The following is a 13,073-nucleotide window of genomic DNA, read 5'->3' on the forward strand; positions in this document are numbered from 1 at the left end:
GACCGCACTATGGGAACTGTTGATGTCGCGATCGGCGTCGACGCGGACTGCGTCGCCGGCTGGCTCGGCTCGTACGGCGGAGCGGACTCACCCGCGGACCTCTCGCGGGGGCTGGCCGCCGGCAACGAGGGCATCCCGCGGATGCTCGCGCTCTTCGACGAGCAGGATATCCAGACGTCATGGTACGTCCCCGGCCACACGATCGACACCTTCCGCGACGAGATCGAGGCGGTCGCGGCCGACGGCCACGAACTGGGCGTCCATGGCTACTCCCACGAGAACCCGACCGACCTCTCCCGGGAGCAGGAAGACGAGATCCTCGAGGTCTCGATCGACCTCATCGAGGACGTCACCGGCTCGGAGCCGGTCGGCCACCGCGCAAGCTGGTGGGAGTTCAGCGAGAACACGCCCGAACTCGTCGAGAAGCACGGCTTCCTGTACGACAGCAGCCTCATGGAGCGGATGTTCGAACCCGGCTGGATGCGCAAGGGCGACAGCTGGGAGAAGATCCGGTACGAGGAGGACCCCGAGACGTGGATGGAACCGTATCGGTACGGGGAGGAGACCGATATCGTCGAGATTCCAATCAGCTGGTACCGCGACGACATTCCGCCGATGCTGTTCATCAAACAGCCGATCTACCACGCCGGCTACAAGGATCCGGAGATGATGTACGAGCAGTACTACAAACGGCAGTTCGATTACCTCTACAACCGCCGCGGCGCGGGCGTCTACACCTTCACGATCCATCCGGACATCCACGGCCTGCCCCACATGATTCCGCTGCTCGAGGAGTTCATCCAGTACGTCAAGGGTCACGAGAACGCGCAGTTCACTACCCTCGAGACGATCGCCGAGACGTACAAGGAGGATCCGTCGGTGTACGAGAGCGAGAGCGACTACGTCTGAGAGTCAGCAGGCGAAACGGCCTCCCGAATCGCGTCTTCGTCGTCGAACGCCTCGAGCGCGAGCGTCAACCGATGCCTGGCCTGTTGGGCGGTGAGGTCGCCGGCGAAGATGGCCCCGTACTCGCGAAGCCGTTCACCGCCCCCATCGCCGCCGTAGACCGGCGCGACCCGCCCCTCGAGGCAGCGCGACGTGACGACGACAGGGACGCCCGCCTCGATCGCGTCGCGAGCGGCGTCGGCAAGGCCCGCCGTAGCGTTTCCGAGGCCGGTCCCTTCGACGACGAGCCCATCTGCGCCGCGCTCGAGGGCGGCGTCGAGCAAGTCGCCGGTGACGGCGCTCCCGCTCTTGACCGTGTAGACGGTCGCCTCGAGTGACATCGCGTCGATCGGCCGCGTCTCGCTGCGCGGCCGGCGGTGGATCTCGACGCCGTTCCGGTCGACGGTCGCGACCGGCCCGGCGGTCCGCGAGCGAAACGCCTCGAGGGCGGACGTGTGCGCCTTCGACACCGCGCGGGCGCTGTGGATTTCCTCGTTGAACGCGATGAACGTCCCACCGGCGTCGCGGTCGGCGAACGCCTCGGCGGCCCGGACCGCCGTCAGGAGGTTGCTCGGCCCGTCCGAACTCACCTCGTCCGGGCGGCGCTGGGCGCCCGTCAGGAACACCGGCGTCTCGGGCTGGACGGTGACGTCGAGGTAGTAGGCCGTCTCTTCCATCGTGTCCGTGCCGTGGGTGATGACGACGGCGTCGACCGTCGGATCGCCCTCGAGTTCGCTGACTCGCTCGCCGATCGTCTCGAGCGTCTCGCCGTCGATTTCGAAGCTCGGAATCTGCGCGACCGACTCGACCGAGAGGGTCGCGTGGGACTCGAGTTCCGGAACGGCCTCGAGGAGTTCCGCGCCCGTCCGCGTCGGCTTCGCCCCGCCGTCCGTGTCAGTGCTGGCGATTGTGCCGCCCGTGCTGAGAAGCGTCACGTCCATGGGCCCACGTTTCACGGTGACGGCCGAAAAGGTGGTCCCGGCCGGGGCTCCCGGACGGCCTCGAGTCGGCCACGGCTCGCGACTCAGTGTTCGATACGTCCGGTGCATTCGTATAGGGGCGACCGGTCACTCCACACGAATACGGTGCCAGCGTCATGAGTCCCTCGTCGCAGTCACGCCCGCGGACGGTGGTCTACCTCGCCGAAACCGACGATGCGGCCCGCGACGGCGCGGCCGCCCTCGGACGAGTCGACTCGGGTCCGGAGCGCACGGTCCGCCCGCTGACGACGGCCGTCGTCGATAGCCTGGCCGACTGGGCGTCCGCGGTCGACTGCGTCGTCTTCGCGGAGACGCCGACGACCGCGGCGGGAGCCACCTGCTCGAGGCCGCCGATCAGGCCTCGGTCTCGCTCTCGTCCTCGAGGGCCAACGCCGCCAGCAGCGCCTCGAGTTGCAGCCGTTCGTTCGCGCCTTCGGTGATCCGGAAGTCGACCTCGCCGAGTCGCTCGAGCAGGCGTACGGTTGCCTTCTCCGGGATGTCGAACTCCCAGGCCGAGCGGTGCAGTTGGTCGATGACGTCGCCGCCGGCGAGGCCGCGCTCGGTCAGCAGGTCCTCCAGGGCGGCGCGAGCGGCGGTGAAGTCGCCGTCGATGGCGTGTTCGACCATTGCCTCGACCTCCTCGGGGCGCGCGGTGGCGGTGATCGCGAAGACGGTCTCCTCGTCGACGGTCTCGCCCATCACGGCCGCGGCCTGAAGGCCGTTGATCGCCTTTCGCATGTCGCCGTCGGCCGCGTAGACCAGGGCGTCGACGCCGTCGTCGGTGACCTCGATTCCCTCGTTTTCGGCGATTTCGCGGACCTGGGCCTCGATGGCGTCCTCGGTGAGTTCGGTAAAGCGGAAGACCGCACACCGGGACTGGATGGGGTCGATGATCTGACTCGAGTAGTTACACGAGAGGATGAAGCGCGTGTTGTTCGAGAACTGCTCCATCGTCCGTCGCAGCGCCGACTGGGCGTCGGAGGTCAGCGCGTCGGCCTCGTCTAAGAAGATGATGCGGTGGTCGTAGCCGCCGAACGAAGAGCGCGCGAAGTCCTTGATTCGGTCGCGGACGACGTCAATCCCGCGCTGGTCGGAGGCGTTGAGTTCGAGGAAGTTCTCGCGCCAGTCGTCGTCGTAGACCTCGCGGGCGATCGCCTGTGCGGCCGTGGTCTTCCCCGTCCCGGCCGGTCCAGCGAACATGAGGTGGGGGAGGTCGTCCTGCTCGACGTACCGCTGCAGTCGCGGGACGATGTTCTCGTGGCCCTTGATCTCGTCGAGCCGTTCCGGCCGGTACTTCTCGATCCAGACTTCGGTCCTGCCGGGTGTCGGCTCCGCCGCCTCGGCGTCGGCCTCGCTCATACCGCTCGCAAGGTGCGGCCGGAAGGTGAATCTTGCCTTGTCCGCGTCGGGCGGGTGGTCCTCAGCCGCCGGCAGCAAATCACGATGGGAAGACAGTCCGACGTACTGACCGTTGCGTAGGGTATTTTTCTCGAGACTCGTCGTACGATCCTGTATGTCCAGTAACAATAACTCGCGAACGCTGCTCGTCATCGCCCTCGTGGTCGTCGTCGTCGCCGGCACCGTTCCGGCTACCGTCGCCGGACAGGCCGAACGAACGGGCGGCACGGTCGTCGTCGAGGAGGGAGAAACGGTCGACAGCCTCGAGGCATTCGGGGGAACGGTCATCGTCGAAGGTACCGTGACGGGCGACGTCAGCGCCGTCGCCGGCGACGTGCGGATCGAGGGCGACGTCGAGGGAGACCTCGAGGCCGTCGGCGGCAGCGTCACGATCGCCGGGACCGTTCAGGGCGACGTCGAAGCCGCCAGCGGGAGCGTGACGATCACCGAGGAGGGAGTCGTCGGCGGGACGACCTCGATCGGCGCCGGAACGGTCGTCGTCGACGGGACACTCGAGGGAGACGCGGAGATCGGCGCCGAGACGATCCAGCTGGGCGAGGGCGCGTCGATCGCGGGCGATCTGCGCTACGGCGGCACCCTCGAGGGGAACACTGACGCGGTCGCCGGTACCATCAAGCAGGATTCGTCGGTCGGCGTCGACGTCGCGCCGACGATCCAGCCGATCGCCTCGTGGCTGTTCGCGGCCTACGCGCTGGCGCTGAACCTCGTGCTCGGGGCGGCGTTGCTCGCCCTATTCCCCCGATTCTCGGACGGGGTCGCGAGTCGGGCCGCGAGTACGCCCGGACGGTCCGGACTGGTCGGGCTCGGGGTCCTCCTCGGCGTTCCAGTCCTGCTGGTCGCGGTGGCGCTCACGGTGATCGGCATCCCGTTCTCGGTCGTCGGCGCGTTCCTGTTCGCCCTCGCCGTCTGGCTCGGGCTCGTCTACGGCCGCTTCGCCGTCGGCGCGTGGCTGCTCTCGCTCGTCGGCGTCGGAAACCGCTGGCTCGCGCTGGTAGTCGGGCTGGTCATCGGTGCGGCGCTGGGGCTGGTGCCGTACGTCGGCGACCTGCTGAACCTGCTCGTGCTCCTGCTCGGCGTCGGCGCGCTCGCCGTCGGCCTATTCGGCCACTGGCGGACGGCCCGCGAGCGCGACCGGGAGTCGCGCGGCGGCGTCGGACCGGGTGGACCGACGACCGACTGAGTACGGGCGATACCCGCCGGGCCTCGACGAGAGCGACGCGCTCAAGTCCGCGCTTGCGTAACGACGACTATGCGCGTCACCGTCGACGTCAAGGGCGAGGATACCCACGAGATCGACCTCGAGTCGGTCTCGGCGTCGGGAGCGACCGCGGACGGCGAGCCGACTCCGACCTATCAGGACCTCCTCCGCGAGGTCGATCTCAGCCCTCACGAGGTGAGCGTCCTCGTCGACGGTCGCCCGGTTCCCGAGGATCAGCCCGTCGAGAGCGATTACGTGACGGTGTTGCGGCTGATCAAGGGCGGCTAACGCCGGTCGCGGATCGGTAGACCGACCGCGGGTCGGAGCGGCGCTCGAGCGTGCGTCCGACTCGGTCGACGAGTTCTGTGACTGTGAGACCGTCCCCGTGTACGAGGTACGAGTAGTCGCCGCCACACGCTCTGCAAACTGCACAGTGGTCAACGGGATCGACGCGCGGTGTTTCTGCGGCCGAACGGAACGCGCGTTTCTGAGACCGAACGAATCGCGACCGTCCGAGAGAAAGCGAACGACGAGCGCGATCGGCGACGCCTGCGGCCCGAGCGAGGAACCGATCGGCGACCGGTCTCGAGCGTACCGGCGCTGTCGGTGTCGAATCGAGGGACAGTTGCGGACGGCTCAGGCGTCGAATCGATCGAGTCGGAACATGTTAACTGGATAGTCGGTATCGCCGTCGACCGCGAGATCGGCGAGGATCTCGCCGATGACGCTGGCGAACTTGAAGCCGTGACCCGAGAAGCCCGCGCCGACGGCCACCTGCGGGTGCTCGGGGAGCGTATCGAGGATGAAGTGCTCATCGGGCGAGTTGGTGAACATGCAGGTCGCGAGCCGCATCGTCGGCCCGGCAGCATCGGTGAAATGGTTCTCGGTGACTTCGCGGAGGAGCCGCTCGTCTTCGGGGTTTGGCTCCCTCTCGTAGTCGTCGGGATCGACCTGCTCGTCCCGGTGGTGGTACTTGCCGATCTTGAACCCCGGCACGTCGTAGATCGGCAGCCCGTAGAAGCGGCCTTCGGGGACCTTGAGGTTCCAGACCGGGAAGTTCTCGGGTTCGAACGTCGACGGCCGATCGGGCTGGAACCAGCCGAGTACCTGCCGCTCGGGGACCGCGAGTCCCTCGAGCGCGTCGGTGAACTTGTAGTTCCACGCCCCCGCGGCGAGCACCATGTTCCCGGCTTCGTAGGTCCCGCGATCGGTCTCGACGCGGACGCCCTCGTCCGCCGTCGGCTCCCACTCGAGGACGCGCTCGCGGGCGCGCACCTCGGCGCCCGCCGCCTGGGCCGTCTCGACGTAGCCGACGATCGCCTGTTCGGGAACCACGAACCCGCCGTCGGGCTGGTACAAGGCCTTGTACCCCGCGGGGAGGTCGTAACCGGGGAACCGCTCGGTGACCTCCGCGCTCGTGAGGACCTCGTGTGGAATGTCGTGTTCCTCGCAGGAGCGCAGCGACCCCTCGAAGACGACGTTATCCGGGGGACCGGCGTCGATCGATCCCGTCCGGTGGATCACGTCGCGGCCGGTCTCGTCCGCGAGGTCGTCCCAGAGCTCGTAGGCCCGTTCGATGAGCGGAATGTAGGAGGGTTGCTCGTAGTAGGCGCGCCGGATGATCCGGGTGATCCCGTGGGAAGAGCCCATCGAATGTGGCACGTCGTAGCGCTCGAGGCCGAGCACGTCGCAGCCGCGGTCGGCGAGGTGAGCGGCCGTCGCGCTACCCATCCCGCCGACGCCGATCACGATAACGTCGTATCGGGTTCCCGTTGCGTCCATACTGTCAGTCGGTTCGTCGGGCACCCACTTGTTTGTTAGTCCGTCCCACACCACGCCTTTTTGAATAATCGGGGACGGCTCGAGGGGTCGCCGGCGGTCACCAGCACACGGAAGACGTGGACGAGAGTGAAACCTGGAACAGGTATGAATCTTCGCGGGCACGCGTTACGGTCGGTCGGAACGGCTTGATCGCGTTCGGACAGCGGCGCCGGCGGTGCCCGCCTGACTGCTGAAAGCCGAGTCACTTTCCCGGCTGCCGCGGTACGCCACGTATGACCGAATCTTCCCCCGAACTGACCTTCCCGAACGTCGGTCCTGGGCCGGATCCGCTCTCGCTGACCGACCTGACGGAGCCGGTCGCACCGGCCGATCCGACGACGACCGACGAGGCCGAACCGTCCCACGACGCGATCCTCCTGTTGCTCCACCGCGACCACCACGCCGGCCAGTGTCGTCGGCAGGTTCGGGCCGTCGCGGACCGCTACGAGGAGTTCCGCGACCGGGGCTGCCAGGTCGTCTCAGTCGTCCCCGAACCCCGCGAGCGGGTCAAGGAGTGGCAGGAGCGGTACGACCTGCCCTTCCCCCTCTGTGCGGATCCGGAGGCGACCGCGGGCGAGGCCTTCGACCAGCCCGTCCGCCTCGGGCCGGTCGGTCGCCACTTCGACCTCGTCGGGCGGATGCCCGCCGCCGTCGTCCTCGATATCCGCGACCCCGCCGCCCTCGAGGTCGTCACGACCTACCGCGGCCGGAGCAACATGGATCGACCCGAAATCGACGAGTTGTTGGCCACCGTCGACCGACGGACCTAACGAATGGACGACCCCGACGAGACGGGACCGGGCGCCTCCGACGAGGCGGTCGGGTACGTCCGCACCGCGACCGACGACGACGCCCTCGAAGTCCGGCGCATCCTCGACGCGGCGATGCTCGAGCCGGGGGACGTCGAGAGCCGGATCGCAGCGGGGAACGTCCTGGTCGCCGGCGACGAGCGCGGCGGGACGACGGGGACCGCCGAACGGATTCTCGGGACGGTCGTGCTCGAGCCCCTCGAGGAAGGCGAAGAAGGCGACGGAAACGGAAGCGGCGACCGCGGGGCCCACGTCTCGGCGATCGGCGTTCGCCGACGGCACCGCGGGCGCGGCATCGGCACGGCGCTGATCGACCGCGCCGTAGAGCGGGAAGGACGGCTGACGGCGCGGTTCGACGACGGCGTTCGCCCGTTCTACGAGCGGCTGGGCTTTTCGATCGAACCGATCGACGAGCAGCGACACCGCGGCGCCAAAGTCGGTCGCGGGCTCGAGTTCGACTGAAACGCGTCGCCCGGCGGCGGGCGACCCGTCGCCTGCCGGCGGAACTTTATCCGAGAGAACGTGGTAGCCACCGCCGCATGGCACTCAAAGGGTTACTCAACGGCAAGCCGTCGCGAAACGCCAAGCTCTACATTGGGATCGGTCTCATCTCGCTGGTCAAGGCGGTCGCGGTCCGCAACGACCGAAACCGGTTCCGCCGGGAACTGACCGACGCCGCCATGTTCATCGGCGTCGGCCTCGCGTTGCGGCAGTACAGCACTCTCAAAGCCGAGAAACGACGGGAGATCGAATCGCAGGTCCCCGACTGGGCGATCGATCTCGCGACCTCCGAACAGGCCCAGCGGGGCGTCCGCAGCCTCGCGAAGCAGCGACTGGGACGCCAGCCCGAACCGCAAGCGGAGTCGAGCCTGAAGGATCGGGCCCAGCGCGTGCTGTCGAGTCGCTGATCGCGCGGTTCAGCGGGCGTCTCGAGCAGTCGCTCAGGTTATTCACACTGGTCTGAAACTGAGTCGGATCGTTCGCTACGTACGTGTGCTTATCGACCACCAGACCCACCATTATCCATAATATCTCATGTTAGACGTATGGGATACATGGAGGATACATCGATTCTGAACACCGGGTGAACGGCATCAGCTGTGGGTTTCGATGTGCCGGCCGACCCGCTCGAGACCCTCCTCAAGCTCGTCGGTATGGAGACCGAACCCGATTCGGAACCGGTTCGGATAGCCGAAGACATCGCCGGGTGCGAGGACGACGCTCTCGGCCTCGGACAGCGACCGACAGAACTCCGTTCCGTTCTCAAAGCCGTCGGGGATCGTCGGAAAGCCGTTGACGCCGGTCGGTTCGTACCACTCGAGATCGTAGCGGTTGACGAACTCGGCGACACGGTCTCGGTTCGACTTTGCGTGGGCACGGTTCGCCTCGAGAATATCGGCCTCTTGTTCGCCGAGCGCCTGTCGAGCGATGTGTTGCCCGATTATCGGCGGCGAAATCGTCGTGTAGTCTTTCCATTTCCGCACCGTGTCGGCGAGTTCCCCGTCTGCGACAACCCAGCCAAGACGCGCGCCGGCAAGACCGTATGACTTCGAGACGCCAGCGGTCGAAATCGCTCGCTGCCCGAGCGATGCGGCCGGGGCGTGCGGGTCGTCGGCCAACATTCGGTACACCTCGTCGATGAGGAGGTACGCGTCGTTCGCCTCCGCGAGGTCGTACAGCGCTTGCATCGTCTTCGGTCCGAGGTACTTGCCCGTCGGGTTGCTCGGATTCGTGAGGACGATGACCCGAGTCTCTGGACGCATCGCCTCCGCGACGGCATCGACGGAAAGCTCCCATTCCGGGGGTTCGGTTCGGACTTCGGTCACGTCGCCGATAGCGGCGGGTACGCTCGCAAGTGACTGATAGGTCGGTGAGACGACGACGCTGTGATCCCCCTCGTTCAGGAGCGCCATGAACGTGAGGTAGTCGGCCTCTTGTGTCCCACACGTGAGAACCACCTCTTCGGGGTCGCGTCCGTAGCGCTCGGCAATCGCAGCGCGGAACTCTGGAGCCCCATCGGTCGGAATGACGTAGCCGAGTTCACCCACGTCGAGATCGAACCGGTCTGCGGGAAGACTTCGGACGCCGCTTTCAGCGAGCATCAGGTCAGCGTCCGGTTCGTATTCGTCGAGCCACCGTTCCAGTTCGAAAGGGGGCAACTCCATATTCAGGTATTCTCGTAGACAGATCATATGCCCTCCGTATTCAGCGGATCAATCTTGACAACGGCCAACGGCAGAGGAGCAGAGTCCTGCCCTGATAACTGTATTATTGAACCGGGCTTTTACGGACTATTCCGGGTACCGATGCCGTATTACTACTGTGAGGGCGAAACCGGCTCGAGGTCAGCCGTGAAGTGACGTAACTCGCGATTTTCGGGTTCGGACGTGATCTCGAGCCCGGCGACCGACTCGCGCTTCTCGATGACCGTCGCGGCAGTCTCCGCGACGTGTTCGAAGTGTTCGGTGTGATAGGTGCGACGGGGCACTGCGAGGCGGACCAGTTCCGGCCGGTCCGTATCGGGGAACGCGAAGCTCCCGAGTTCGACCCCGCGGACGCCGCCTTCTCGGTACAGTTCGCAGACCAGCGCCTGGCCCGGGAACTCGTCGGAATCGAGGTGGGGCAGCGCCGCGCCCGCGTCGAGGTAGACGGCGTGGCCCCCCGGCGGCGTGTAAATCGGCACGCCGGCGTCCTCGAGCAGGTCCGCGAACGCGCGGACGCCGTCGATGCGGTCGGCGACGTAGGCCTCCTCGACGGCCTCTCGGAGGCCGACAGCCAGCGCAGCCACGTCCCGCCCGGACATCCCGCCGTACGTGGGAAAGCCCTCGTAGAGGATCGCGCGCTGCTTGCACCGCTCGAACAGCGCCTCGTCGTCAGTCGCGACGAAGCCGCCGGCGTTGGCCAGCCCGTCCTTCTTGCCGCTCATGACGATCGCGTCGGCGTAGCCGAGCTGTTCGCGGGCGATCTCGTCGATATCGGCGTCCGTGAACTCGTCCTCGCGGCGCCGGACGAAGCCGGCGTTCTCGGCGAATCGACAGGCGTCGATGACGAACGTCGCCCCGATCTCGTCGGCGAAGTCGCGGACACGGCGGGTGTTCTCGACGGAGACCGGCTGACCCGCCGTCGAGTTGTTCGTGATCGTCGAGATCACCAGCGGCACGCGCTCGGCGCCCACCTCGTCGACGACCGAGCGGGCGCGCTCGAGTGAGAAGTTCCCCTTAAATGGCTCGTCCGACTCGAGGTCGCGGGCCCCCTCGACGGGGCAGTCGACCGGGTCAGCCCCCTGGTTCGCGACGTGGGCCCGCGTCGTATCGAAGTGGGTGTTGTTGAGCGCGACGTCGCCCTCCGAGAGCAGCGTCCCGTAGAGGACGTTCTCCGCACCCCGACCCTGATGGGTCGGGACGACACGCGAGAAGCCCATCACATCCCGGACGGCGGACTCGAGTTCGTCGAAGCTACGCGAGCCGGCGTAGGACTCGTCGCCGCGCATGACGGCCGCCCACTGGGCGTCGCTCATCGCGCCGGTGCCGCTGTCGGTCAGGAGATCGACGAAGACGTCCTCGGCGTCGAGATTGAAGACGTTGTACCCCGCCTCGGCCAGCGCCCGTTCGCGCCGGTCTCGAGAGGGGAGGTGGATCCGTTCTGCTACTTTCGTCTTGTACGCGACCATACGCATTCGACGCCGTCGCGCGTGTTCAGTCTAGTTGAGAGTTCGTGTTCATCGATGAGTCGAACCGTTCGTTCCGGACCGAATCGGCGCATCGACGGGCGGACATCGCGGCGTCCCGTCGCGACCGACTCTGACTTGCCCGCGACTGACCGCAACTCGCCCGCGATCGACCGACGCCGGCGTCTCCGACGGGGCCGCCGGGATCAGCACTCGTCCGCGCCGGCACAGCCGAAGACGTCGCTCTCGACTCGCGTCGTCGTCGGCTCACCGACGAGTTCCATCCCGTCCGTTGCCTGAGAGAAGGTGAGCGTCCGGTCGGAACCGGAAACGTCGCTTCGAGCGGCGTCTCGAGCGTCCGTCACCGGTCCGCTGTCGCCCTCGTCCGTAGCAGTCGATTCCTCGGAACCGGTCGCAGTCGGCGTTTCGGCCTCGGTTATCAGTTCGGACTCGAGCGGCGCCTCGGCCTCATCATCAGTGGGCGTCTCGTCAGACCTGAATACGCGCTCAGCGACGGCGTTGAGTTCGGCGGCCGTCGACTCGACGAGCCCCTCGTCCTCGCGGCCGGCGACCGTCGCATCGCCGACGAAGGCCGCCTCGAACTCCTCGAATTCGGGCGGAGACTCCCCGTCGGTCACCTCGACCGGCACATCGATCGCGTCGTCGTCGGGGTTCCATTCCTCGAGTGCTCGAGTCTCGGTGGCCTGACCCTCGAGGTCGTCGAACAGTTCGGCGGCCGTCGTATCGTCGACGTCAATTTCGTCGTCGGTAGTGGGATCGTGTGCGCCGCCGTCGGCGACGAGCTCCTCGGGAGAGTCCACGCCGAACTCGGCCAGCACCGCGTCGGGATCGGGGTCGATCTCTTCGAACACGTCCGCGTCCGTCTGCTCTGTGCTCATGGCAGTGACTCTCGTACCATCCCCCTTCGTTACGACCCCGTTACCGAGATTTCGAGCGGCTAATCAACGACTAAAATACTGTCTCTCTCGGGAGAATATCGCCGCAAAATCGACCGACTGAATCGGTTCGACCCCGACTCGAGGCGCTCGCGGCGTCTAGAAGAGGTCCTGGGTCAACTCGAGGGTCTCCTCGCGGTCGTCCCAGTCGACGAACAGCGCGACGCTGGTCGCGCTGGTGATGATGTCGTTGAGGTGGATCCGCGCCTCGGTCAGCGGGTTGACGATCTCGCTGATGATCCCGGGCTGGTTGGGGAGTTCGCCGCCGGTGACGCGGACGACCGCGACCGGCGAGTCGACGGTGACGGAGGAGAGTTCGTCACGGGCGATGACCTCGCGGTGGAGAATGTTCTCGGCGCGTTCGGCCTCCTCCTCGTCGATGTAGAAGGTGACGGTGTCCATTCCGCTGGCGACGGCGTCGACGTTGATGTCGCTCTCGGCCAGCGCCTCGGAGAGGTGGTTGAAGATGCCCGGTTCGTTCCGGATCGCGCGGCCGGCGACGGTCAGACAGGCCAGCGGTCGCTCGCGCAGGTCGACGAGGTTCTTGAACTCGCCCTCGATGCTCGTCCCGCCGGAGAGCAGGTCGCCGTGCTGGTAGTGGACGACGCGGACGTCGAGTTCGCCGTCCTTGTAGGAGAGCGCAGAGGGGGCGACGACTTCGGCTCCGCGGAACGAGAGGTTCCGCAGTTCGTCGACCGAGATCTCGCCGACGTTCCGGGCCCCTTCGACGACGTGGGGGTCGCCGGTCATGACGCCCTCGACGTCGGTGACGATGACGACCTCGTCGGCGTCCATGTACTTGCCCATCATGACCGCCGTGGTGTCGCTGCCGCCCCGGCCCAACGTCGTGATCGAGCCGTCGGGGCCCTCGGCGAGGAAGCCGGTGATGACTGGGACCGTCGCGTCCATCTCGTCGGCGACCTCGAGGGCGCGCTTTTTCGTCTCCTCGACGTTGACCTCGCCGTACTCGTCGGTGACGACCGGCCAGTCGTCGCTGCCGGGCTCTAGGAAGGTCGCGTCGATACCGCGGGCGGAGAGCGCGGCCTTGAGCATCCGCACCGAGGTTCGCTCGCCCATGCTGACGATCTGGGCGCGGTCCTCCTCGTCGGTCTCGAACGTGATCTCGTCGAGCAGGTCGTCGGTGGTCGACCCCATCGCGCTGGCGACGACGGCGATTTCGTGGCCGCCCTCGACGGCGGCGGCGACCGAATCGGCAGCGCGGTTGATCCGATCCCCGCTACCGAGGCTCGTTCCGCCGAACTTGGCGACTACGCGCAT

Annotated in this window: 13 protein-coding genes; 6 read left to right on the forward strand and 7 right to left on the reverse strand. The window is 66.9% G+C overall.

The annotated features are described in order from the left end of the window. The first annotated feature begins 9 nt into the window (after positions 1–9). Complete coding sequence (locus tag EH209_RS16920; protein ID WP_126664027.1) at positions 10–909, forward strand: polysaccharide deacetylase family protein; 900 nt, start codon at positions 10–12, stop codon at positions 907–909. Here EH209_RS16920 and EH209_RS16925 read toward each other — a convergent pair. Together EH209_RS16925 and EH209_RS16935 are read right to left on the reverse strand one after the other, a co-directional pair. Then, a complete protein-coding gene (locus tag EH209_RS16925; protein WP_126664028.1) occupies positions 900–1,886 on the reverse strand; it encodes an asparaginase in 987 nt (328 codons plus the stop codon). The genes EH209_RS16920 and EH209_RS16925 overlap by 10 nt on opposite strands. Before the next feature lie 393 nt (positions 1,887–2,279). Next, positions 2,280–3,284, reverse strand: a complete 1,005-nt coding sequence (locus tag EH209_RS16935) for a replication factor C small subunit (RefSeq protein WP_126664029.1) — start codon at positions 3,282–3,284, stop codon at positions 2,280–2,282. 154 nt (positions 3,285–3,438) lie between these two features. Here EH209_RS16935 and EH209_RS16940 point away from each other — a divergent pair, with 154 nt between their 5' ends. Together EH209_RS16940 and samp2 are read left to right on the forward strand one after the other, a co-directional pair. Next, the gene (locus EH209_RS16940) at positions 3,439–4,524 is read left to right on the forward strand and encodes a bactofilin family protein (RefSeq protein WP_126664030.1); all 1,086 of its coding nucleotides are present in this window, start codon (positions 3,439–3,441) and stop codon (positions 4,522–4,524) included. A 69-nt stretch (positions 4,525–4,593) separates the two neighbouring features. Then, positions 4,594–4,830: a ubiquitin-like small modifier protein SAMP2 gene (gene samp2 / locus EH209_RS16945; protein ID WP_126664031.1), complete on the forward strand. Its 237-nt coding sequence runs from the start codon at positions 4,594–4,596 to the stop codon at positions 4,828–4,830. Between the two features lie 348 nt (positions 4,831–5,178). Here samp2 and solA read toward each other — a convergent pair whose 3' ends face one another. After that, positions 5,179–6,324 carry an N-methyl-L-tryptophan oxidase gene (gene solA, locus EH209_RS16950; RefSeq protein ID WP_126664032.1) on the reverse strand — a complete coding sequence of 382 codons (1,146 nt, stop codon included), beginning with the start codon at positions 6,322–6,324 and terminating at the stop codon, positions 5,179–5,181. Between the two features lie 272 nt (positions 6,325–6,596). Here solA and EH209_RS16955 point away from each other — a divergent pair, with 272 nt between their 5' ends. The 3 genes from EH209_RS16955 to EH209_RS16965 all read left to right on the forward strand — a co-directional run bounded on the left by EH209_RS16955 (position 6,597) and on the right by EH209_RS16965 (position 8,080). Then, complete coding sequence (locus EH209_RS16955) at positions 6,597–7,133, forward strand: peroxiredoxin family protein (RefSeq protein WP_126664033.1); 537 nt, start codon at positions 6,597–6,599, stop codon at positions 7,131–7,133. 3 nt (positions 7,134–7,136) lie between these two features. Then, positions 7,137–7,634, forward strand: coding sequence for a GNAT family N-acetyltransferase (locus tag EH209_RS16960; RefSeq protein ID WP_126664034.1), 498 nt, complete (start codon positions 7,137–7,139; stop codon positions 7,632–7,634). 77 nt (positions 7,635–7,711) lie between these two features. Further along, positions 7,712–8,080 (forward strand): hypothetical protein, encoded by a 369-nt coding sequence (locus EH209_RS16965; protein WP_126664035.1) that lies wholly within the window; start codon positions 7,712–7,714, stop codon positions 8,078–8,080. A 186-nt stretch (positions 8,081–8,266) separates the two neighbouring features. Here the strand turns inward: EH209_RS16965 and EH209_RS16970 are convergent, their stop codons facing one another. The 4 genes from EH209_RS16970 to EH209_RS16985 all read right to left on the reverse strand — a co-directional run bounded on the left by EH209_RS16970 (position 8,267) and on the right by EH209_RS16985 (position 13,073). Beyond that, on the reverse strand, positions 8,267–9,337 hold the full coding sequence (locus EH209_RS16970; protein WP_126664036.1) for an aminotransferase class I/II-fold pyridoxal phosphate-dependent enzyme: 1,071 nt from the start codon (positions 9,335–9,337) through the stop codon (positions 8,267–8,269). Positions 9,338–9,489: 152 nt separating this feature from the next. Then, the gene (locus EH209_RS16975) at positions 9,490–10,842 is read right to left on the reverse strand and encodes a tryptophanase (protein WP_126664037.1); all 1,353 of its coding nucleotides are present in this window, start codon (positions 10,840–10,842) and stop codon (positions 9,490–9,492) included. A 203-nt stretch (positions 10,843–11,045) separates the two neighbouring features. Then, a complete protein-coding gene (locus tag EH209_RS16980; RefSeq protein WP_126664038.1) occupies positions 11,046–11,738 on the reverse strand; it encodes a sugar ABC transporter substrate-binding protein in 693 nt (230 codons plus the stop codon). A 156-nt stretch (positions 11,739–11,894) separates the two neighbouring features. Beyond that, positions 11,895–13,073 (reverse strand): aspartate kinase, encoded by a 1,179-nt coding sequence (locus EH209_RS16985; protein ID WP_126664039.1) that lies wholly within the window; start codon positions 13,071–13,073, stop codon positions 11,895–11,897.

Origin of the sequence: Haloterrigena salifodinae (assembly GCF_003977755.1) — an archaeon.
GTDB classification, from domain to species: Archaea; Halobacteriota; Halobacteria; order Halobacteriales; family Natrialbaceae; genus Haloterrigena; species Haloterrigena salifodinae.

Excerpts from the sequence above, each read along its gene's own strand:
- EH209_RS16980 (WP_126664038.1), bottom strand. The coding sequence starts at position 11,738 with ATGAGCACAGAGCAGACGGACGCGGACGTGTTCGAAGAGATCGACCCC.
- EH209_RS16955 (WP_126664033.1), top strand. The coding sequence starts at position 6,597 with ATGACCGAATCTTCCCCCGAACTGACCTTCCCGAACGTCGGTCCTGGG.
- samp2 (WP_126664031.1), top strand. The coding sequence starts at position 4,594 with ATGCGCGTCACCGTCGACGTCAAGGGCGAGGATACCCACGAGATCGAC.
- solA (WP_126664032.1), bottom strand. The coding sequence starts at position 6,324 with ATGGACGCAACGGGAACCCGATACGACGTTATCGTGATCGGCGTCGGC.
- EH209_RS16975 (WP_126664037.1), bottom strand. The coding sequence starts at position 10,842 with ATGGTCGCGTACAAGACGAAAGTAGCAGAACGGATCCACCTCCCCTCT.
- EH209_RS16925 (WP_126664028.1), bottom strand. The coding sequence starts at position 1,886 with ATGGACGTGACGCTTCTCAGCACGGGCGGCACAATCGCCAGCACTGAC.
- EH209_RS16920 (WP_126664027.1), top strand. The coding sequence starts at position 10 with ATGGGAACTGTTGATGTCGCGATCGGCGTCGACGCGGACTGCGTCGCC.
- EH209_RS16965 (WP_126664035.1), top strand. The coding sequence starts at position 7,712 with ATGGCACTCAAAGGGTTACTCAACGGCAAGCCGTCGCGAAACGCCAAG.
- EH209_RS16960 (WP_126664034.1), top strand. The coding sequence starts at position 7,137 with ATGGACGACCCCGACGAGACGGGACCGGGCGCCTCCGACGAGGCGGTC.
- EH209_RS16940 (WP_126664030.1), top strand. The coding sequence starts at position 3,439 with ATGTCCAGTAACAATAACTCGCGAACGCTGCTCGTCATCGCCCTCGTG.
- EH209_RS16985 (WP_126664039.1), bottom strand. The coding sequence starts at position 13,073 with ATGCGCGTAGTCGCCAAGTTCGGCGGAACGAGCCTCGGTAGCGGGGAT.
- EH209_RS16970 (WP_126664036.1), bottom strand. The coding sequence starts at position 9,337 with ATGGAGTTGCCCCCTTTCGAACTGGAACGGTGGCTCGACGAATACGAA.
- EH209_RS16935 (WP_126664029.1), bottom strand. The coding sequence starts at position 3,284 with ATGAGCGAGGCCGACGCCGAGGCGGCGGAGCCGACACCCGGCAGGACC.